The 21222-nt window shown below is 53.9% G+C and carries 21 protein-coding genes and 1 tRNA gene; 12 read left to right on the forward strand and 10 right to left on the reverse strand.

The features are described from left to right. The 8 genes from ccmA (at position 1) to OGW16_RS21525 (ending at position 6327) form a co-directional block, all read left to right on the forward strand. Positions 1-621, forward strand: coding sequence for a cytochrome c biogenesis heme-transporting ATPase CcmA (gene ccmA / locus OGW16_RS21490; protein ID WP_043017002.1), 621 nt, complete (start codon positions 1-3; stop codon positions 619-621). Then, positions 618-1277: a heme exporter protein CcmB gene (gene ccmB, locus OGW16_RS21495; RefSeq protein ID WP_003027542.1), complete on the forward strand. Its 660-nt coding sequence runs from the start codon at positions 618-620 to the stop codon at positions 1275-1277. The genes ccmA and ccmB overlap by 4 nt, the downstream gene beginning before the upstream one ends. A 75-nt stretch (positions 1278-1352) precedes the next feature. Continuing rightward, positions 1353-2090, forward strand: coding sequence for a heme ABC transporter permease (locus tag OGW16_RS21500; protein ID WP_043017001.1), 738 nt, complete (start codon positions 1353-1355; stop codon positions 2088-2090). Then, entirely contained in the window at positions 2087-2299 is a 213-nt protein-coding gene (gene ccmD / locus OGW16_RS21505) for a heme exporter protein CcmD (protein ID WP_016157004.1), read from the forward strand. The genes OGW16_RS21500 and ccmD overlap by 4 nt, the downstream gene beginning before the upstream one ends. Continuing rightward, complete coding sequence (gene ccmE, locus OGW16_RS21510) at positions 2296-2775, forward strand: cytochrome c maturation protein CcmE (RefSeq protein WP_080626297.1); 480 nt, start codon at positions 2296-2298, stop codon at positions 2773-2775. Before ccmD ends, ccmE begins: the two co-directional genes overlap by 4 nt. Then, entirely contained in the window at positions 2772-4727 is a 1956-nt protein-coding gene (locus OGW16_RS21515) for a heme lyase CcmF/NrfE family subunit (RefSeq protein WP_047409894.1), read from the forward strand. Before ccmE ends, OGW16_RS21515 begins: the two co-directional genes overlap by 4 nt. After that, a complete protein-coding gene (gene dsbE / locus OGW16_RS21520; RefSeq protein ID WP_043016998.1) occupies positions 4724-5281 on the forward strand; it encodes a thiol:disulfide interchange protein DsbE in 558 nt (185 codons plus the stop codon). The genes OGW16_RS21515 and dsbE overlap by 4 nt, the downstream gene beginning before the upstream one ends. Continuing rightward, a complete protein-coding gene (locus OGW16_RS21525) occupies positions 5278-6327 on the forward strand; it encodes a cytochrome c-type biogenesis protein CcmH (RefSeq protein ID WP_043016997.1) in 1050 nt (349 codons plus the stop codon). The genes dsbE and OGW16_RS21525 overlap by 4 nt, the downstream gene beginning before the upstream one ends. A 96-nt stretch (positions 6328-6423) precedes the next feature. Here OGW16_RS21525 and narP read toward each other — a convergent pair whose 3' ends face one another. From narP to OGW16_RS21545, 4 genes are all read right to left on the reverse strand, one after another. Then, positions 6424-7071: a nitrate/nitrite response regulator protein NarP gene (narP, locus tag OGW16_RS21530; protein ID WP_016153764.1), complete on the reverse strand. Its 648-nt coding sequence runs from the start codon at positions 7069-7071 to the stop codon at positions 6424-6426. A gap of 207 nt (positions 7072-7278) precedes the next feature. Beyond that, positions 7279-7355: transfer RNA gene (locus tag OGW16_RS21535), tRNA-Pro, on the reverse strand. 74 nt (positions 7356-7429) lie between these two features. Next, the gene (gene yejM / locus OGW16_RS21540) at positions 7430-9190 is read right to left on the reverse strand and encodes an LPS biosynthesis-modulating metalloenzyme YejM (protein ID WP_286518808.1); all 1761 of its coding nucleotides are present in this window, start codon (positions 9188-9190) and stop codon (positions 7430-7432) included. A gap of 31 nt (positions 9191-9221) precedes the next feature. Next, positions 9222-9449: a YejL family protein gene (locus tag OGW16_RS21545; RefSeq protein WP_003027506.1), complete on the reverse strand. Its 228-nt coding sequence runs from the start codon at positions 9447-9449 to the stop codon at positions 9222-9224. A 134-nt stretch (positions 9450-9583) separates the two neighbouring features. Between OGW16_RS21545 and yejK the strand changes: the two genes are divergently transcribed. After that, positions 9584-10591 (forward strand): nucleoid-associated protein YejK, encoded by a 1008-nt coding sequence (yejK, locus tag OGW16_RS21550; protein WP_043016995.1) that lies wholly within the window; start codon positions 9584-9586, stop codon positions 10589-10591. Positions 10592-10710: 119 nt separating this feature from the next. Here the strand turns inward: yejK and rplY are convergent, their stop codons facing one another. Both rplY and radD read right to left on the reverse strand, forming a co-directional pair. Continuing rightward, positions 10711-10995 carry a 50S ribosomal protein L25 gene (gene rplY, locus OGW16_RS21555; RefSeq protein ID WP_003027502.1) on the reverse strand — a complete coding sequence of 95 codons (285 nt, stop codon included), beginning with the start codon at positions 10993-10995 and terminating at the stop codon, positions 10711-10713. A 124-nt stretch (positions 10996-11119) separates the two neighbouring features. Then, positions 11120-12880 (reverse strand): DNA repair helicase RadD, encoded by a 1761-nt coding sequence (radD, locus tag OGW16_RS21560; RefSeq protein ID WP_286518810.1) that lies wholly within the window; start codon positions 12878-12880, stop codon positions 11120-11122. A 151-nt stretch (positions 12881-13031) separates the two neighbouring features. Between radD and rsuA the strand changes: the two genes are divergently transcribed. The 3 genes from rsuA to OGW16_RS21575 all read left to right on the forward strand — a co-directional run bounded on the left by rsuA (position 13032) and on the right by OGW16_RS21575 (position 15623). Continuing rightward, positions 13032-13739, forward strand: a complete 708-nt coding sequence (gene rsuA, locus OGW16_RS21565) for a 16S rRNA pseudouridine(516) synthase RsuA (protein ID WP_087051311.1) — start codon at positions 13032-13034, stop codon at positions 13737-13739. Positions 13740-13754: 15 nt separating this feature from the next. Further along, positions 13755-14945: a Bcr/CflA family multidrug efflux MFS transporter gene (locus OGW16_RS21570; RefSeq protein WP_200000916.1), complete on the forward strand. Its 1191-nt coding sequence runs from the start codon at positions 13755-13757 to the stop codon at positions 14943-14945. A gap of 333 nt (positions 14946-15278) precedes the next feature. Next, on the forward strand, positions 15279-15623 hold the full coding sequence (locus OGW16_RS21575; RefSeq protein WP_087051313.1) for a YejG family protein: 345 nt from the start codon (positions 15279-15281) through the stop codon (positions 15621-15623). A 3-nt stretch (positions 15624-15626) separates the two neighbouring features. Here the strand turns inward: OGW16_RS21575 and yejF are convergent, their stop codons facing one another. From yejF to OGW16_RS21595, 4 genes are read right to left on the reverse strand one after another with little or no spacing between them, the layout of a single operon-like run. After that, on the reverse strand, positions 15627-17216 hold the full coding sequence (gene yejF, locus OGW16_RS21580; protein WP_047409904.1) for a microcin C ABC transporter ATP-binding protein YejF: 1590 nt from the start codon (positions 17214-17216) through the stop codon (positions 15627-15629). 1 nt (position 17217) lies between these two features. Then, positions 17218-18243: an ABC transporter permease gene (locus OGW16_RS21585; RefSeq protein WP_043016990.1), complete on the reverse strand. Its 1026-nt coding sequence runs from the start codon at positions 18241-18243 to the stop codon at positions 17218-17220. Next, entirely contained in the window at positions 18243-19337 is a 1095-nt protein-coding gene (locus OGW16_RS21590; protein ID WP_043016989.1) for a microcin C ABC transporter permease YejB, read from the reverse strand. The genes OGW16_RS21585 and OGW16_RS21590 overlap by 1 nt, the downstream gene beginning before the upstream one ends. After that, the gene (locus OGW16_RS21595; protein WP_199994368.1) at positions 19338-21152 is read right to left on the reverse strand and encodes an extracellular solute-binding protein; all 1815 of its coding nucleotides are present in this window, start codon (positions 21150-21152) and stop codon (positions 19338-19340) included. Positions 21153-21222 lie beyond the last annotated feature (70 nt).

The following is a 21222-nucleotide window of genomic DNA, read 5'->3' on the forward strand; positions in this document are numbered from 1 at the left end:
ATGCTTGAAGCCAGAGAATTACTTTGCGAGCGGGATGACAGAATACTGTTCAGCGATTTGTCATTTCGCGTTAACGCAGGGGAATGGGTACAAATTACCGGCAGCAACGGCGCAGGAAAAACCACTCTGCTGCGGTTGCTTACCGGGCTGGCGCGTCCCGATGCAGGGGAGGTTTGCTGGCAAGAGCAACCGCTGCATCACGTACGGGACAGCTACCATCAGCAATTGCTGTGGATCGGACATCAGCCGGGGATAAAAACCCGGCTTTCGGCGTTGGAGAACCTGCGTTTCTTCCACCATGATGGCGACATCGCACAGTGCCTGGCTGCGCTGGCGCAGGCGGGACTTGCCGGATATGAAGATATCCCGGTGAACCAACTTTCCGCCGGGCAACAGCGGCGCGTGGCGCTGGCTCGTTTGTGGCTGACCCGCGCCCGGCTGTGGATCCTCGATGAACCTTTTACCGCCATTGATGTGAACGGCGTTGAGCGACTGACTCAGCGTATGGCGCAGCATACTGAGCAGGGCGGTATTGTTATTCTCACCACTCATCAACCGCTCAATGTCGAGACCGATAAAGTGCGACGTATTGCGCTGACCAGCGAGAGGGCAACGCAATGATGTGGCGAATCTTCCGTTTAGAACTGCGAGTTGCGTTTCGTCATAGTGCGGAAATCGCTAATCCTTTATGGTTCTTCCTGATTGTTATCACACTGTTCCCACTGAGCATTGGGCCGGAGCCGCAGCTTCTGGCACGTATTGCGCCGGGCATCATCTGGGTTGCGGCGCTGCTGGCGTCGTTGCTGGCGCTGGAACGCCTGTTTCGTGATGATCTACAGGACGGCAGCCTTGAGCAACTGATGCTGCTGCCGCTGCCGCTACCGGCCGTGGTGCTGGCGAAAGTGATGGCGCACTGGGTCGTGACCGGCCTGCCGCTGTTAATCCTCTCGCCGCTGGTGGCGCTGCTGCTGGGCATGGATATGTACGGCTGGAAAATTATGGCGCTGACCTTGTTACTCGGAACACCGACGCTGGGCTTTCTCGGCGCGCCGGGTGTGGGGTTGACGGTGGGCTTAAAGCGCGGCGGCGTGCTGTTAAGCGTGTTGGTACTCCCGCTTACCATACCCTTACTGATTTTTGCGACCGCCGCGATGGATGCGGCTTCCATGCACCTACCGGTCGAAGGGTATATGGCGATTCTGGGCGCGTTGCTGGTAGGCAGCGCTACGTTAAGCCCGTTTGCCACAGCCGCGGCGTTACGGATAAGCGTGCAGTAGTGCAGTTAGATGTGCAGGCCGGGCAAGGCGCTCCGGCAAAACGGATATTAATTTATGGAGTCTGGTGACTGAACTATGTGGAAAACACTTCATCAATTGGCGATGCCTCCTCGGCTCTATCAGATCTGTGGCTGGTTTATCCCGTGGCTGGCAATTGCCAGCGCGGTGGTACTGATAACAGGATGGATCTGGGGCTTTGGCTTCGCGCCGGCGGATTATCAGCAGGGGCAAAGCTATCGCATTATTTATCTGCACGTTCCGGCGGCGATTTGGTCGATGGGTATTTACGCCTCGATGGCCGTTGCCGCGTTTATCGGCCTGGTCTGGCAGATGAAAATGGCTAATCTGGCGCTGGCTGCGATGGCGCCGATTGGTGCAGTGTTTACCTTTATTGCGCTGGTTACGGGGTCCGCATGGGGCAAACCGATGTGGGGAACCTGGTGGGTTTGGGATGCCCGACTCACCTCGGAACTGGTGCTGCTGTTTCTCTACGTTGGCGCCATTGCACTGTGGCATGCCTTTGACGACCGTCGTCTGGCAGGTCGCGCTGCCGGTATTCTGGTGCTGATTGGCGTGGTCAACTTACCGATCATTCATTACTCGGTCGAGTGGTGGAATACGCTGCATCAGGGGTCGACCCGTATGCAGCAGAGTATCGATCCGGCAATGCGCGCGCCGCTGCGTCTGGCGATCGTCGGCTACCTGTTACTGTTTGTCACGCTGGCGCTAATGCGCATGCGTAACCTGATTTTGATGATGGAAAAACGCCGCCCGTGGGTGAGCGAACTGATCTTAAAAAGAGGCCGCCAATGACCCCTGCATTTGCATCATGGAGTGATTTTTTCGCGATGGGCGGTTACGCCTTGTATGTCTGGCTGGCTGTAGCCATGAGCGTTATCCCACTGGTGGCGCTGGTGCTGCATTCTGCGTTACAGCATCGCGCAATCTTACGCGGTGTGGCGCAGCAGCGGGCGAGAGAAGCGCGCATGCGTGCGGCGCAAGTGCAACGGGAGGCGGCGTGAATATTCGACGTAAAAATCGGCTATGGATTGCCTGCGCGGTCCTGGCGGGTCTGGCTTTGACCATTACGCTGGTGCTCTACGCGCTGCGTTCCAATATCGATCTATTTTATACGCCGGGAGAGATACTCTACGGTAAGCGCGAGACGCAGCAGATGCCCGAAGTCGGTCAGCGCCTGCGCGTGGGGGGCATGGTCATGCCCGGTAGCGTGAAGCGCGATCCGCAGTCGTTGAAGGTGAATTTCAGCATCTACGACGCCGAAGGTGTGGTGGATGTAACTTATGAAGGCATTCTGCCGGATCTGTTCCGCGAAGGGCAGGGCGTCGTCGTTCAGGGCGAGCTGGACAATGGAAATCATGTGCAGGCCAAAGAAGTGCTCGCCAAACATGATGAAAATTACACTCCGCCGGAAGTCGAAAAGGCGATGCAGGAAAACCATCGTCGTCCGGAAAGCGTGTATAAGGATAAAACGTCATGATGCCTGAAATTGGCAATGCGCTGTTGTGCCTTGCGCTTGGCGTTGCATTACTGCTGTCGGTCTATCCGCTGTGGGGCGTAGCGCGCGGTGATGTGCGGATGATGGCCTCCGCGCGGCCCTTTGCCTGGATTCTGTTTATCTGCGTGATGGGGGCGTTCCTGATTCTGGTCAACGCTTTCGTGGTTAATGACTTTACCGTCACCTATGTAGCCAGTAACTCCAATACCCAGCTTCCGGTCTGGTATCGGGTGGCGGCGACGTGGGGTGCGCATGAAGGTTCACTGCTGCTATGGGTGCTGCTGATGAGCGGCTGGACGTTCGCCGTTGCGGCGTTCAGTCAGCGTATGCCGCTGGATATCGTCGCCCGCGTACTGGCGGTGATGGGGATGGTGAGCGTTGGCTTCCTGCTGTTTATTCTGTTTACCTCTAACCCGTTTGCCCGCACGTTACCTGACTTCCCTATTGAAGGGCGCGATCTGAACCCGCTATTGCAGGATCCGGGGCTGATTTTCCATCCGCCGTTGCTGTATATGGGGTATGTCGGCTTCTCTGTAGCCTTTGCGTTTGCGATTGCCGCGCTGATGAGCGGACGACTGGACAGTACCTTCGCCCGTTTTTCGCGTCCATGGACGCTGGCGGCTTGGGTGTTTCTGACGCTGGGCATTGTGCTCGGTTCGGCCTGGGCCTATTACGAGCTGGGCTGGGGCGGCTGGTGGTTCTGGGATCCGGTTGAGAACGCCTCATTTATGCCATGGCTGGTGGGGACGGCGCTGATGCACTCGTTGTCGGTAACTGAACAGCGCGCCAGTTTTAAAGCCTGGACGCTGCTGCTGTCAATCTGTGCGTTCTCGCTGTGCCTGTTAGGTACTTTCCTGGTGCGTTCCGGCGTGCTGGTGTCGGTGCATGCTTTCGCCTCCGATCCGTCGCGCGGAATGTTTATTCTGGCCTTTATGGTGCTGGTCATTGGCGGTTCCCTGCTGCTGTTTGCGGTGCGCGGTCACAAGGTTCGCTCACGGGTAAACAACGCGCTGTGGTCGCGTGAATCGCTACTACTGGGCAACAACGTCCTGCTGATTGCTGCCATGCTGGTCGTGCTATTGGGCACGCTGTTGCCACTGGTGCACAAACAGTTGGGGCTGGGCAGCATTTCGATTGGCGAACCGTTCTTCAACACCATGTTCACCTGGCTGATGGCGCCGTTCGCACTGCTGCTGGGGATTGGGCCATTAGTGCGCTGGGGCCGGGACCGACCGCGTAAACTGAAGACGTTACTGATTATCGCGTTTGTCACCACGCTTGTTCTGTCGCTGCTGCTGCCGTGGCTATTTGAAGATCGCATTGCCGCTATGACGGTGGTGGGGCTGGCGATGGCGTGCTGGATATTCGTGCTGGCGATGTCCGAAGCGTACCTGCGTGTTTCCCGCGGGACAAAACTGACGGCCAGCTACTGGGGCATGGTATCGGGTCACGTTGGGCTGGCGGTTACCATTGTCGGTATCGCCTTTAGCCAGAACTACAGTGTAGAACGCGATGTGCGCATGAAAGCAGGTGATAGCGTCAGTATCCATGACTATCAGTTTACTTTCCGCGAAGTGAAAGACATTACCGGACCAAACTACCGGGGTGGCGTTGCCATTATCGGCGTTACCCGTGATGGCAAACCGGAAGCCACGCTGCATGCGGAAAAACGCTTCTATAACAGCACCAGCTCGATGATGACCGAAGCAGCAATTGACGGCGGATTCACACGCGATCTGTACGCTGCGCTGGGGGAAGAACTGGATAACGGCGCATGGGCTGTGCGTCTGTACTACAAACCGTTTATTCGCTGGATTTGGGCCGGAGGATTGCTGATGGCGCTGGGCGGGTTGTTCTGCCTGTTTGATCCACGCTATCGCCAGCGCACACGTCCTCGCGCTGCGGTGCAAAAAAATGCGTCGGAGGCTGTATGAAGCGCAATGCACTGTTAATTCCGTTTATTATTTTTCTCATTATTGCAGCGGCATTGCTGTGGCAGTTAGCGCGTAACGCTCAGGGGGACGATCCCACGAATCTGGAATCGGCGCTGATCGGCAAACCTGTTCCGACATTCCGCCTGGAGTCGCTGGAAAATCCGGGTCAGCACTATCAGGCCGATGTGCTGACGCAGGGCAAGCCAGTATTGCTGAACGTCTGGGCGACGTGGTGCCCGACCTGTCGCGCCGAGCATCAGTATCTGAATCAGCTGTCTGCGCAAGGTGTGCGGGTAGTGGGCCTGAACTATAAAGACGATCGTCAGAAAGCTATTGTCTGGCTGAAAGAGCTGGGCAATCCATACGCATTAAGTCTGTTTGACGGCGACGGTATGCTCGGTTTGGATCTGGGCGTGTACGGCGCGCCGGAGACGTTTCTGATCGACGGCAAAGGCATTATTCGCTATCGCCATGCGGGTGATCTGAATGCCCGGGTGTGGGAGAGCGAGATCAAACCGTTGTGGGATAAGTACAGTAAGGAGGCTGAGCAATGAGATTTTTACTGGGCCTGCTGATGCTGGTTATCTCGGGATCTGCGCTTGCGACTATCGACGTGATGCAGTTTAAGGATGAAGCGCAGGAGCAGCAGTTCCGTCAGCTTACCGAACAATTGCGCTGTCCTAAATGCCAGAACAACAGTATTGCCGATTCTAACTCGATGATTGCCACTGACCTGCGCCAGAAAGTGTATGAACTGATGCAGGAAGGGAAAAGTCAGAAAGAAATTGTTGATTATATGGTGGCGCGCTACGGTAACTTCGTCACTTACGATCCACCCTTAACACCGCTTACCGTGCTGCTGTGGGTGATGCCGGTGGTAGCGATTGGTCTGGGTGGCTGGATTATTTTCGCCCGTACCCGCCGACGTGTCCGGGTGAAACAGGAAGCGTTTCCTGACGACGTTATTCCGGAAGGCAAGCGCGGTGGATTTGGGCTGTTTGTGCCTGGTATCGTGGTAGCGCTGGTGGTTGGCGCAGTGAGCTATTATGAAATCGGCAGCTATAAGCAGGTTCAGGTCTGGCAGCAGGCCACCGCTCAGGCTCCGGCCCTGCTGGAACGCGCGTTGGATCCGAAAGCTGACCCGCTCAATGAAGAGGATATGACACGTCTGGCGCTGGGACTGCGCACGCGTTTACAAGCCGATCCCGCAAATGTTGAAGGCTGGATCATGCTTGGGCGTATTGGCATGGTACTCGGTAACGCCAGTACAGCCACTGAAGCCTATGCCAATGCCTATCGACTGGATCCTAAAAATAGCGATGCGGCGCTGGGCTACGCGGAAGCGCTGACCCGTTCATCCGATCCTGATGATAACCGTCGGGGAGGGGAGCTGTTACGTCAACTGGTGCGTGGCGAGCATGCTAACGTGCGGGTTCTCAGCATGTACGCGTTTAACGCTTTTGAACAGCAGCGCTTCGGCGAGGCGGTTGCGGCGTGGGAGATGATGCTGAAATTATTACCCGCCAACGATACCCGTCGGGCGGTAATAGAACGCAGTATTAAGCAGGCGATGGAGCAGCTAACGCCGCAGGAGAAGTAAGAGTCCAGATTGCCCGAAGGCGTGTTGCTTTCGGGCCTGTGCGGGCTTTGTAGGCCGGATAAGACGCTGCTGCGTCGCCATCCGGCATCTCATTGATTACTGCATGCCGCGCGTTTGCAAAAACAGGATGGTGGCAGCAACGCGAGAGCGCACGTTGAGTTTGCGCAGCAGGTTGCGAATATGCACCTTCACCGTCTGTTCGGAAATATTCAGCACTGACGCAATCTGTTTATTCGACAGCCCCTGAGCCAGTTCATGCAACACATCCAGTTCACGTTCGGTGAGAATGCTGAACGGATCTTCTTGAGCGCCGAACAGGTCGCGTTCGCGCAGATATTCACTGACGCGTGTGCTAAAAGCTTTACCGCCTTTGGCTCCGCTGCGAATGGCCTCCAGCAGGACTTCAGGATCGCTGTCTTTAAGCAAATAACCATCCGCGCCGGCATCAATTAGGGCGTACACATCGCTGGCGGCATCCGAAACGGTAAGAATAATAATCTGCGCGGTGACGCCATCCCGGCGCAGCGCGTTCAGGGTATCCAGTCCGCTCATCCCTTTCATATTGAGATCTAACAGGATCACATCAAGGTCCAGGCGGTTTGCCAGATCGATAGCGCTGGCACCATCACCCGCTTCCGCGACTACGTTAAATGCGGGATCCAGTTGCAATAATTGACTAATTCCTCGCCGCATTAGTGGGTGGTCGTCAACAATCAGCACCCGAAAAGGCGTTGCTTCAGGCATACTATTCTCCTGAGTTTTTATTAGTATCATTATTGTTTTCAGCGCATCAATCGTCCAGATTCATCACGCTGATGAGAGGATAAATTTTACCCCAATTTGTGCATGGGTAAGTAGTAAAACCTGTGCTGAAGGCCGGAGTAATAATAAGGAATGTTGAATCGCAGGCATAAAAAAACCAACCATAAAGGTTGGTTTTTTTGGGATTTTTGGTCGGCACGAGAGGATTTGAACCTCCGACCCCCGACACCCCATGACGGTGCGCTACCAGGCTGCGCTACGTGCCGACGCTATGGCTGCTAATACTACTGCTTTCCGCTGCGAATGCAAGAGGATGCTTCGCTAACTGATTTATAATTAATCAGTTAGCGATAAATCGTTTCTCGTCCGTCAGAACCTGTAGCAGCAGGCTTAGCTGTGGTTTCTGATCTTTTATTTTCTCGCCGTGTAAATCATAGGTCTGATAATTACCGTTGTTATTCAGCACCAGCGTCATTTCTGGCGTGGTAACGGCCATCGTGCTGCCGTCGGCGGCGGTAACCCAGTAATGGCGGCGGGTTGCATTGAACAGATCCTGCCCCTGCGAGTACTCGTTAGCTGGCGTGCTGACGTGCAACAGGCGCTGCATAAGCGTTGTCATCAGGTCTGTATGATCGGTCAGGCTATTGATGCGCTGGGCAGGCGTTCCCGGCCAGTGAATAACCAGAGGCACCTGCAGATGACCGCGTGACCAGGCAAAATTGTTCTCTTCCTGCGTCAGCGGCACACCGCGGCCTGCGGTAATAATCACCACCGTGTTGTTCAGTTTGCCGGAGTCTCGCAGGGCGCTAAGCACGCGGTTGATGTTGGCATCCACATCCTGAGCGGCGTTGGCATAGCGTCTGGCAAAGTTCTTCTGGTTGCTGTCATCAAGGTTCGTGCCGTTAAAGGAGACCCACGAGAACCAGCGGTTATCTTCCTGCGCGTAGCGTCCCAGCCAGTTAATCCACTGGCTTGCGGTTTGTTCATCAGATTGTGTTTGCACGCTCGGCATGGAGAAATCTGACAGCAGCGCCTGGCGATAAAGCGGGCTGGTAAAGCCATCCGAGGAGAACAGCCCTAACTGATAACCCTGCTGATTCAGTGCAGAAATCAGCGCCGCAGGCGTTCGGGTCGACAAAATGCCGTCCATGTAGCTTGGTGAGACACCGTAGAACAGGCCGAAGATCCCGTTATCCGTGGTGTTGCCGGAACTCATGTGACGCGTAAAGGAGATATTTTGCCCGGCGAATTCAGCCAGTGCAGGCATCTGCTTTTCAAAGCGTGAGTAGTTCAGGCCGTCGACGGTGATCAGCAGGACGTTCTGACCAGTGCCCATATCACGATAGCGCAGTTCGCTAAGCGGGTATTGCACGGAAACCGCTTCCGGATTGCCCTGTTCGATCAGGCGACGCTGATACTCTTGCGCGTCCAGCAGGCCATGTTTTTCCAGGAACTTACGTGCCGTCATCGGGTAGGAGAGCGGCAGGTTCGCGCGCTGCATTGTAATCGGGCGATAGAAATTGGCATCCGCCCAGATATACACCACGTGCGAGGCGATAAAGGAAACGAAGAAGAATGCGGCTAACGGTTTAGCAAAATGGCGACGACGCGTCAGGCTGCGCAGCTTTTGCCAGCTCCAGGTCGCAAACAGCATTTCAATTAACAGGATAACCGGCACGCTGATAAACATCAGTTGCCAGTCACGCGCCGCTTCGTTCTGGTCAGGGTTGATGACCAGTTCCCAGACAATCGGATTGAGGTGCAGGTGGAAGCGGGTGAAGACTTCGCTGTCGATGAGCAACAGCGTCATGCCTGCCGTCGCCAGAATAGCTGATAAGAATCGCATCAGTCTCTGGGACATGACGATAAACGTCAGGGGAAACAGGATCAGCAGATAGGTGGCGAACACCAGAAAGCTAAAATGCCCGACAACGCTCAGATAGGAATATACACGACCTGCAAGGGTTGTCGGCCAGTCGGCGACAAACAGGTAACGGCTACCGAGCACCATGGCCAACAGAATGTTGAACAAGGCAAACCAGTGCCCCCAGCTAACCATCTGGGAGACTTTCTCACGGTAGCGCTGACGATGAGTTACCATAAACTGTTGTTCGTTTCCCCGGAGCAGGCTCTTAATGCGCTTGGTCGTCGTTTACCGAAGACTGCAATGCGCGGGCAAAAGAGTTGGCAATCGCCTGGCGCTGGGCCGGTGCGATGCTTGTATTGATAAGGTTAGTCACCATATTTCCCAGTACCATCAGGGAAAGGTCGGTCGGCGCCTTATGTTTTTCCAGTACGTTGAGCATCTCATTCAGCAGTTGTTCAACGTGTTCGTCACTATAGCGGGAAATTTGTGGCATAAATCGAAATCAGTCTGTTCATGAAAGGGCAACATATTACCGTACGGACAGTTTTTTTTCTGCTTTTTTATCTTCTATTGCGTCACTGCCCGGCAGGTGGTTGAATACCGCCCGGTCTAAAAGGAGAGTTTATCATGAGTCTGGATATCAACCAGATTGCCCTGCACCAGCTTATCAAACGCGACGAGCAGAACCTTGAGCTGGTCTTGCGCGATTCATTACTGGAACCGACAGCGACCGTTGTCGATATGATGGCTGAGCTGCATCGGGTATATAGCGCCAAGAATAAAGCTTATGGCCTGTTTAGCGAAGAGAGTGAACTGGCGCAAACGCTGCGTTTACAGCGTCAGGGCGAAGAGGATTTTTTGGCCTTTAGTCGTGCAGCGACAGGGCGTTTGCGGGACGAACTGGCGAAATATCCTTTTGCCGACGGCGGTATTGTTCTGTTCTGCCATTACCGCTATCTGGCGGTAGAGTATCTGTTGGTCGCCGTGCTGAACAATTTAAGCAGTATGCGCGTCAATGAAAATCTGGATATCAACCCAACGCATTATCTGGATATCAATCATGCGGATATCGTGGCGCGTATTGATTTAACCGAGTGGGAAACCAACCCGGAGTCCACGCGCTATCTGACGTTCCTGAAAGGGCGGGTAGGGCGCAAAGTCGCCGATTTCTTTATGGACTTCCTCGGTGCCAGCGAAGGTCTTAATGCCAAAGCGCAAAACCGTGGGCTGCTGCAGGCGGTCGATGACTTTACCAATGAGGCGCAACTCGATAAAGCCGAACGCCAGAACGTGCGTCAGCAGGTGTACAGCTACTGTAACGAGCAGTTGCAGGCTGGTGAAGAGATTGAGCTGGAATCGCTGTCCAAAGAGCTTTCCGGCGTCAGTGAAATTAGCTTCAGCGAATTTACCGCTGATAAAGGCTACGAGCTGGAAGAGAGCTTCCCGGCGGATCGCAGCACGTTGCGTCAATTAACCAAATTTGCCGGCAGCGGCGGTGGGTTAACCATTAACTTCGACGCCATGTTACTGGGCGAGCGTATTTTCTGGGATCCGGCGACAGACACCTTGACCATCAAAGGTACGCCGCCGAACCTGCGCGATCAGCTCCAGCGTCGCACGTCGGGCGGGAAATAGAGCCGTTTGCCGGATAGGCCAGTTAACGCCTGTCCGGCCTGCATGATTCCTCTTTACCGCCAACAAAATCCCATAAAAAAACCCCGCCGGGGCGGGGTTTTTCTTCAACTTCCAGGCGATTACGCGCGAACGAAGTCGATGTGAGACAGCTTCGGCTTGAACGGGTGACGCTGTACAGCCTGAGCTTTAACTTTAACTTCTTTACCGTCAACAACGATGGTCAGAACTTCGCTGTAGAATTCAGCTTTAGCTTGCATGTTCATAACTGCATCGTGATCCAGTTCAATAGCAATCGGGGCTTCTGCGCCACCGTAGATGATTGCCGGGAACTTGTTAGCGGCACGCAGGCGGCGGCTCGCACCCTTACCCTGCTCTTTACGTACTTCAGCGTTGATAGTAAACATTTAAATCTCTCTTTAATAATTCCTGCTACAGGCGACCCAGCAACAGGTAAGTGATCTGCTTTGCGTATGCAAAAGCGGGCGAGATTCTATACTCAAACGGCTGGTACATCAATCAAAAGTACGATTAACCGCGTAATTCATGTGCCCGGCGAAAGCGACCTTCATAATCGAAGACCTTTTCACGCACCTGCCAGTACTGACCTTTCATACGCGCCACCACGAAATCAGGATGACGTAACAGCGCCTGTTGGGCGAGGATATCGGCGGCGGTTATCCAGCGTAAGGGAATGCCAGGCGTTCGGGTGTGCGGGCGAATAAACAGTTGTTCGAAGGCCGTTCGCTGCGCGGGAGTGTGCAGGCGAAAGCGTTCGCTGACGTCGGCGCCATCCTCATCGTAATAGGTGATTTTCAGCCATTCGCCTTTTTCATCCAGGCCATTTTGTAACACCATGCCGCTACAGCGCAGAACCAGCGCATCTTTGAGTCTGAGCGCGGCTTTCAGCATATCATCCGGGTCGACCAGCACCGTGTCGCACTCCCGACAACGGCGGGCGGCGATATCATTTTCCGCATTGCACTGTGGGCAGTTTTTAAAACGGAAACGAAAATCGCACTGTTCGCGATGGCCGTCATCATCTTCAAACCATCCCTGGCAGCGGCGGCCAAAATGTTCAATCAGCGTGCCGTCTGCCGTGGTTTTGCCCCAGAAGGTGTTGGCAAACCCGCAGGCAGGACAGAATACCTGTACCGGAACGTTGTCGCTTTTTCCTTTCGGCGCTCCCACTTCCGGCGCGTACAGATCGTGTGGGTTGCCGGCGTAATCGAGGATCAGACAGTCGGTTTTACCCGGAGCAAGGCGCAGCCCACGACCGACAATTTGTTGGTAAAGGCTAACTGACTCTGTTGGGCGCAGAATAGCGATAAGGTCGACGTGCGGGGCATCGAAGCCGGTGGTCAGGACCGACACATTCACCAGATAGCGAAAGCGCTGAGCTTTGAACTCTTCAATCAGCACGTCGCGCTCAGCGCCTGGCGTATCTCCGGTGATTAGCGCGGCGTCTTCAGCGGGCAGCAGGCCCAGAATTTCTTTGGCGTGCTCAACGGTGGCGGCGAAAATCATCACCCCTTTGCGCGTCTGGGCAAACTCGACAATCTGGCTGATGATATGCGGCGTTATTCGCTGCTGTTTTTTCAATTCCTGATTCAGGTCCGCTTCGCTAAACAGGCCGTTACTCTGCGCCTGCAGGCGGCTGAAGTCATATTGTACTATCGGCATGTCGAGGCGTTCTGGCGGCGTCAGGTAGCCGTGTTTAATCATGTAACGCAGCGGTAATTCATAAATGCAGTCGCGAAACAGCGCTTTTTCATCGCCGCGCACCATACCGTGATAATGAAAATGATAAATCCAGCCTTTACCCAAACGAAAAGGCGTGGCGGTAAGCCCGAGCAGGCGTAAGTGGGGATTTACTTTAGTCAGGTGAGTGAGGATTTGCTGATACTGACTCTCTTCATCATCGCCAATGCGATGGCATTCATCGACGATTAGCAGCGAGAACTCTCCCTGAAAGGCGTCCAGATTACGCGCCACCGACTGTACGCTGCCAAACACCACTTTCCCGTGGCTCTCTTTACGCTTCAGACCTGCGGCAAAAATATCGGCTTCCAGCCCCAGTGCGCAATATTTGGCATGGTTTTGTGCAACCAACTCTTTGACGTGCGCCAGTACCAGTACGCGGCCACGCGCCACGCGGGCCAGTTCGGCAATCACCAGACTTTTGCCCGCGCCGGTTGGCAGGACGATAACCGCCGGCGTGCGATGGTGGCGAAAATAGTTGAGCGTGGCATCCACGGCTTCTTTTTGGTACGGGCGAAGAGTAAAAATCATGGGCTCATTAAGGTAAACAGCAACAATGTATAGTATGCCATGAATCATTTCCCTTGAGGGATGATGTAACGCCGCTATACTGGGCGGATAATAGTCCCACTTGTCGGGCGCAAACCCGCTTCTCGTATTTTTACAGGCAAAAATCACACTCATGCGACTTGATAAATTTATCGCTCAGCAACTCGGCGTCAGCCGCGCTATTGCCGGGCGTGAGATCCGTGCTAACCGCGTTACCGTAGACGGTGAAATCGTCAGAAATAGCGCTTTTAAGCTGCTGCCAGAACACGACGTAGAATATGACGGTAATTCCCTGGCTCAGCAAAATGGCCCGCGCTATTTTATGCTGAATAAGCCTCAGGGTTATGTTTGCTCAACGGATGACCCCGATCACCCGACGGTCCTCTATTTCCTTGATGAACCGGTTGCCTACAAACTGCATGCGGCAGGGCGTCTGGATATCGACACTACCGGACTGGTGCTGATGACCGATGACGGACAGTGGTCGCATCGCATCACGTCGCCACGTCACCATTGTGAGAAAACCTATCTGGTGACGCTGGAGTCGCCAGTGGCAGACGATACCGCCGAACAGTTTGCTCGTGGCGTACAGTTGCATAACGAAAAAGACCTGACCAAACCGGCCGTGCTGGAAGTCATTACGCCAACTCAGGTGCGATTGACCATCAGTGAAGGGCGCTATCATCAGGTTAAACGTATGTTTGCCGCCGTGGGTAACCACGTTGTGGAGCTGCACCGTGAACGGATTGGTGACATCAGGCTTGATGATGATCTGGAGCCGGGTCAATACCGTCCGTTGACCGAAGAAGAAATCGCCAGCGTTAACTTAACCCCGCGTTAATTTCAGGAGCTAAATGTGACCACCCGGCAGAACTCGTCAATTGCCATTGTCTTTATCCTTGGCTTATTAGCCATGCTGATGCCGTTGTCGATTGATATGTATCTTCCGGCGCTGCCTGTTATCTCTGAACAGTTTGGTGTGCCTGCAGGTAGCGCGCAGATGACCCTCAGCACCTATATTCTTGGGTTCGCGGTGGGGCAGTTGCTGTATGGTCCAATGGCTGACAGCATTGGGCGCAAGCCGGTTATTCTGGGCGGGACGCTGGTATTTGCGGCGGCGGCAGTTGCCTGTGCGCTGGCGCAAACTATCGATCAACTGATCGTCATGCGTTTCTTCCATGGTCTGGCGGCTGCGGCGGCGAGCGTGGTTATCAACGCCCTGATGCGCGATATCTATCCGAAGGAAGAGTTTTCACGCATGATGTCATTTGTCATGCTGGTCACGACAATTGCGCCGCTGTTAGCGCCCATCGTAGGCGGTTGGGTGCTGGTATGGCTGAGCTGGCACTACATCTTTTGGATCCTCGCCGTGGCGGCTATTCTGGCATCGGTGATGATCTTTACGCTGATTAAAGAGACCTTACCGGTAGAGCGTCGTCAGCCGTTTCGCCTGCGTACTACTCTTGGCAATTTTGCCTCGCTGTTTCGCCATAAACGCGTACTGAGCTATATGCTGGCCAGTGGGTTCAGCTTTGCCGGGATGTTCTCGTTCCTGAGCGCGGGACCTTTTGTCTATATTGAGATCAACCACGTTTCGCCGCAGCATTTCGGTTATTACTTCGCGCTGAATATTGTTTTCCTGTTCGTGATGACCATCATCAACAGCCGCTTTGTTCGTCGGGTTGGCGCATTGAATATGTTCCGTACCGGCCTGTGGATCCAGTTCGTGATGGCGGGCTGGATGGTCTTTAGCGCACTGTTCGGGGTTGGTTTCTGGGCGCTGGTGCTGGGTGTTGCGGCGTTCGTTGGCTGTGTGTCGATGGTGTCATCCAACGCCATGGCGGTTATTCTGGATGAATTTCCGCATATGGCGGGAACGGCGTCATCGTTGGCTGGGACATTCCGCTTCGGCATTGGCGCTATCGTTGGGGCGCTGTTATCTCTGGCAACCTTTAACTCGGCCTGGCCAATGATATGGTCGATAGCGTTTTGCGCTACCAGTTCAATTCTCTTCTATCTCTACGCCAGTCGCGCCAAAAAACGGTGATCTATTACACAACCTGGGGGTCATAAGGCCTCCAGAGTTGATGTACATCAACCGCAAATCTATCATTTTCCCTGCTTATGTTTATTTTATGTAAAATCAATTTATGTAAAAAGTCACATCATTGTAGTTAAAAAGGTTGAGTTAGATCGCAGAAACGAGTACATATAGCGCGGAAATATGCCAGAACCGTTGAATAAATTTAAATAGTGGGTTCGGAAAACGGCATAACGACAGGGTGTAAACGTTTACCAACTGTTTAAAGACGTATTGTCAATGATGTGTTAATATTGATGTAAAATAATTGTGAAGTAACTGTACTTCCAGGGAAAGAAAGTGATGACATTACAACTCTCAATCGTTCATCGTCTGCCGCAGTGCTATCGTTGGTCGGTGGGTTTCGCAGGTTCAAAAGTTGAACCGATTCCGCACAACGGTCAGAGCAATGAGAACAGCCTGGTGGCGCTCAAATTGCTTAGCCCTGATGGTGACAGCGCGTGGTCAGTTATGCATAAACTCAGCCAGGCCCTCAGCGACATTGAGGTACCTTGTTCTGTACTGGAATGCGAAGGAGAGCCGTGCCTGTTTGTGAATCGTCAGGATGAATTTGCCGCGACCTGCAGGCTGAAAAATTTCGGCGTGGCTATCGCAGAGCCGTTTTCAAATAACAATCCGTTTTGAGCGTCAGCTTAGCGCAAGCAGCTGACGCGTATATGCCTGTTGTGGCGCGTTAAATACGTGCTCGCATTGTCCTTGTTCCACGACCTCTCCCTGCCTTAGTACAATAACCTGATGGCATAACGCGCGTACTACGTGCAAATCATGGCTGATAAAGATATAAGCCAGGCGATGCTTTTCCTGTAACGACTTTAACAACGTCAGGATTTGCGCCTGTACGGTTCTGTCGAGCGACGATGTTGGTTCATCCAGAATGATCAGGGAAGGCTTGAGAATCAACGCTCTGGCAATGGCTATACGTTGACGTTGGCCGCCGGAAAACTCCGCCGGATAACGATGCCGCGTTTCGCTATCCAGACCCACTTCCGCCATTACCGCTTTCACCTGCGCTTCGCGCTGTTCGGCTGACAGGGTTGGCTGATGAACGCGTAACCCCTCCTCAATAATCTGTAGCACGCTCAGGCGCGGGTTCAGCGAGGAATTGGGATCCTGAAAAACCACCTGAATGCGGTGACGGACCGGCAACAGCTGGCGACGATTTAACGTATGTAGCGCCAGACCATCGAACACAATGCTACCCTGTGAGGTGATAAGTCTCAGCAGCGCCAGTCCGGTAGTACTTTTCCCCGATCCAGATTCCCCAACAAGCCCCAGCGTTTCACCGGGCCGGAGGGAAAAACTGACGTTATTAACGACGACGTTATGGTCCACCACGCGCTTCAGAATACCTTTGCGGATGGGAAAGGCGACGCGCAGTTTCTCCACTTCCAGCAGCGGAGCTTGCCCAGCAGGTACAGGCACCGGATCGCCGGAAGGTTCGCTGTTTAACAATTTCTGCGTGTAGGGATGCGTTGGCGCAGCCAACAGCTGTGCTGCTCGATTTTGCTCAACGCACTGGCCGTTTTGCATGACCGCAACGGTATCGGCCAGCTTTTTCACAATGCTCAGGTTGTGGGTGATGAACAGTAATCCCATGTTCAGCTCACGCTGCAACTCTCGCAGCAACTGCAGGATCTGCGCCTGTACCGAAACGTCCAACGCGGTGGTCGGTTCATCGGCAATAAGCAGCTCCGGTCGTGTTAGCAGCGCCATGGCGATCATCACACGCTGGCGTTCACCGCCGGACAGCTGGTGCGGGTAGTCTGCAAGACGTTTGGCCGCCTGACGGATGCCAACGCGATCCAGACAGGTCAGAATCTCGGCCCGTGCAGCCTCGCGACGCATCCCCCGATGCAGCGACAGCACTTCATAAAGCTGTTTTTCCAGGTTGTGGAGCGGGTTCAGTGACACCATCGGCTCCTGGAAAATCATGGCGATTTTATTCCCCCGTACGCCGCGAAGCGTCTGCTCGTTGGCGTGAAGTAATGATTCACCATGAAAACGAATGTCGCCGGAAAGGTAGACTACCGGAGGGGAGGGTAATAACCGTAAAATAGAAAGCGCGGTCACGCTTTTACCCGAGCCAGATTCACCCACCAGCGCCAGAGTTTGTCCGGCATCAACCCGCAGTGAGAGGGCGTTGACGACGGTGCGCACGGTCTCTTGTTGGCGAAAACCTACCGATAAATTCTCAATAGCTAACAGCGGTTGTGTCATCTTAAATCGCCTTATTGGGATCGAACGCGTCGCGTACTGCTTCACCGATGAAGATCAGTAGCGATAATAGCAGAGCGACGGAGATGAACGCGGTGATCCCAAGCCACGGTGCCTGCAGGTTGTTTTTACCCTGCAACAGGAGTTCTCCTAGCGATGGCGAGCCAAGCGGTAAACCGAACCCAAGAAAATCCAGCGAGGTCAGGGTGGTTATCGAGGCACATAATATAAACGGTAAAAATGTCAGGGCGGCGACCATCGCGTTGGGTAGCATATGACGCAGAATAATACTGCTATCGCTTACGCCAAGCGCCTGAGCGGCACGAATGTAATCAAAGTTTCGGGTACGTAAAAACTCCGCGCGCACCACGCCAACCAGGCTCATCCAGCCAAACAGCACGGTAATGCCCAGCAGCCACCAGAAGTTAGGCTGGACCACGCTCGACAGCAGAATGATCAGAAACAGCGTTGGCATTCCTGACCAAACTTCAATGAATCGTTGCCCCCACAGATCCACCTTGCCGCCATAGTAGCCCTGGATTGCGCCAGCCATGATCCCCATCACGCTGGAGCACAGGGTTAGCATTAATCCAAACAGGACAGAAATACGTGTACCGTAGAGGATCCTCGCCAGCACGTCACCGCCATTGGCGTCAGTGCCCAGCCAGTTTTGTGCCGAAGGCGGGGAGGGGAAGGGCTTATCGGTGGCAAAGTTAATGCTGGTGGCCCCAAAGCGGATTGGTGCCCACAGGATCCAGCCCTGGTTTTCCAGGCGTTGCTGTAGCCACGGATCCTGATAATCAGCCTGGGTCGCCAGCGGTCCGCCGAAATCGCTTTCGCTGTAGTTTTTGAACAGCGGGAAATACCAGCTATTGTCGTAGCGCACCAGCAGCGGCTTATCATTGGCAATCAGTTCTGAACACAGGCTAAGACCGAACAGCACCAGAAAAATCCACAGCGACCAGTAGCCGCGACGGTTGTGGCGAAAGCGCGCCCAGCGAGCCTGATTAACGGGGCTTAATCGCGACATTAGCGTCCCTCAAAATCAATACGGGGATCGACCAGCGTATAGCTGATGTCGCTGAGGATATTCAGCAGCAGACCGATCAGGGTGAAAATATAGAGCGTGCCGAACATCACCGGGTAGTCGCGTGATACGGTGGATTCATAACCCAGAAGTCCCAGACCGTTAAGCGAGAACATCACTTCAATCAGCAGTGAGCCGGTAAAAAACATGCTGATAAACGTCGCCGGAAAGCCAGCGATCACCAGCAACATGGCATTGCGAAACACATGTTTCCACAGAATATTTTTCTCGCTGACACCTTTGGCGCGCGCGGTGACGACATACTGCTTGCGTACCTCATCCAGAAATGAGTTTTTGGTCAACATGGTCAGCGCGGCAAACCCGCCAACCACCGTCGCCAGCACCGGTAGGGTAATATGCCAAAGGTAGTCGGTCACTTTCTGATACCAGGGCAGGGAGTCAAAATTGGCGGAAACCAGCCCGCGAAGCGGGAACAGGTCGTAGTAGCTTCCCCCGGCAAAAAAGACAATCAGCAAAATGGCAAACAGAAAGGCCGGTATGGCATAGCCGATAATAATAAATGCGCTGCTCCAGACATCAAATCGGCTGCCATTGTGTACCGCTTTGCGGATCCCAAGCGGGATCGACACCAGATAAATGATGAGCGTACTCCACAGCCCAAGCGTAACGGAAACAGGCAGGCTGTCTTTGATAAGCGTCAGCACTGAGGCGCTACGAAACAGGCTATCGCCGAAATCGAAACGAACATAGTCCCAGAGCATTTTGAAATAACGCTCATGAATAGGCTTATCGAACCCGTAGCGGCGAGTGATTTCGGCGATAACCTCCGGATCCAGACCCCGTCCGCCTCGATAATTACTGTCGCTGATGTTTCCAACGCCGGTTTGCGCGTGGCTGGCGCGAACGCCTTCGCTGCCCGCGCCGGGTAATGCCCCGCTTTGCCCGAACTCAATAGCGGCGACGGCCTGCTCAACCGGGCCGCCGGGGGCGATTTGCACGATAAAAAAGTTGATGGTGATGATGGCCCAAAGCGTTGGGATCACCAGCAGCAGACGTCGAATCAGATAAGCGCCCATTTATTCTCCCTGCCGCCTGGCTGCGGGCAGCTTCTCCGCTTTATTGACGTCATACCACCAGTTGTCGAGGCCAATAGTATAAATTGGGCGAATAGCAGGATGCGAAAATTTATCCCACCATGCAATGCGATCCTCTGCCATGAACCACATCGGCAACATGTAGTAGTTCCAGGTTAATACCCTGTCCAGTGCGCGGCCCAGCGGGATCAGCTTGGCTTTATCACCTTGTGCCGCGATGATCTGACCGATCAGTTTATCAATCACCGGGCTTTGCACTCCTGGAGCGTTATAGCTGGAGTCAATATAGTCAGAGGCCCAAAGAATTTGCAGGTCGGAGCTCGGCCACGGCATTGCGCGATACAACCTTGGCATCATGTCATAGTCGCGACTGCGCAGGCGGTTTGTGATTTGTGAGTTATCCACCTGGCGGATATTCATTGTAATGCCCAGGCGCTGCAGGTTGTGCTGGAACGGCAGCACCCACTGACTGTTGCTGCCCGCCGGGAGCAACAGTTCAAAGCTCAGAGGTTTACCGCTGGTGCTGTTTACGCGCTGCTGTCCCTTTAAGACCCATCCGGCCTGTTCCAGTAAGGTATCGGCTTTCAACAGGTTGTCACGATCGTAGCCATCGCCTTTTGATTTTGGCGGCTGGTATATTTGGGTAAAGACCTCAGGGGGGAGATCTTTTTTCAAAGGCGCGAGTATCACCAGTTCATCCGCATCGGGGTATTTTGTCGCGGCATATTCGGTATTCTGAAAATAGCTGTTGGTCCGGCTCCAGGCGTTATAGAACAGCGCTTTATTCATCCATTCAAAATCAAAGGCCAGCGTGATGGCTTCCCGCACCCGCCGGTCGCTGAACACCGGTCGCTGAATATTAAATGCCAGCCAGCGGGTATCCTGGGCGGATTCGTTTTTTTGCTCATCTTTGATGATGTAATGATTGGCGAAATTTTTCCCGGTATAACGCGTTGCCCAGTTTTTGGCATCGTTTTCAAGACGCAGGTCAAACGCCCCAGCCTTAAACGCTTCAAAGGCGACGTTGTCATCCAGATAGTAGTCGTAGCGAATGGTATCAAAGTTCCAGCGCCCGCGGTTAACTGGCAGGTTCGCGGCCCAATAATCTTTGACGCGTGAATAGACTATATACTGACCCATCTTCCATTTCGCGATGCGATAAGGGCCGCTGGCGAGCGGAGGCGATGATAAGGGATCGCTGAGTTTATGATCTTTCCAGTACTTCTCTGGCATCACGGGTAATGAAAACAGGCTGAGCATGTCCTCTTTACCCGGCTTGGCTAATTCAATGCGTACGGTTAATGGCGCGATCGCTTTTACCGTTGTTCCCTTATAGACCAGACGAAACTGCGGCACGCCTTCAGTCATAAATTTGTGGAAGGTGAATGCGACATCGCTGGCGGTAATGGGGGAGCCATCGTGAAAACGCGCCCGCGGATTGATGGCGATTTCTACCCAGGAATAGTCGTCAGCATAGCGTGCGCTGTCGGCGATGAGCGGATAGTAGCTGCCAGGTTCGTCGTCGGAGGTGGTAAACAGCGTGTCGTAAAGCGTTTCGGTACGTGCACCGGGGTTACCGCGCATCGCATAGCGGTTGAAGTTATCGAAGGTGCCGATGGCGGAGAGGGTGATTTGCCCGCCTTTGGGGGCAGCAGGGTTCACGTAATCAAAGTGATTAAAGTTAAACGCGTACTTCGGTTCGCCCAGTACGGCAAAAGCATAGCTTTCTTTGATGGACTGCGCCTCGGCGCTAAACCCGATGAGGGCGATGAACAGAAGCAATACGCGAGGGATCATTAAAAGCGATTTCCTTTTCCTGCTACAACCCGACGGGCATCATGCCTGAAAGATAAGGGATGTAGCGGCG

The organism is Citrobacter sp. Ce104 (assembly GCF_030334595.1).
In the GTDB taxonomy this organism is placed as follows: Bacteria; Pseudomonadota; Gammaproteobacteria; order Enterobacterales; family Enterobacteriaceae; genus Citrobacter; species Citrobacter europaeus.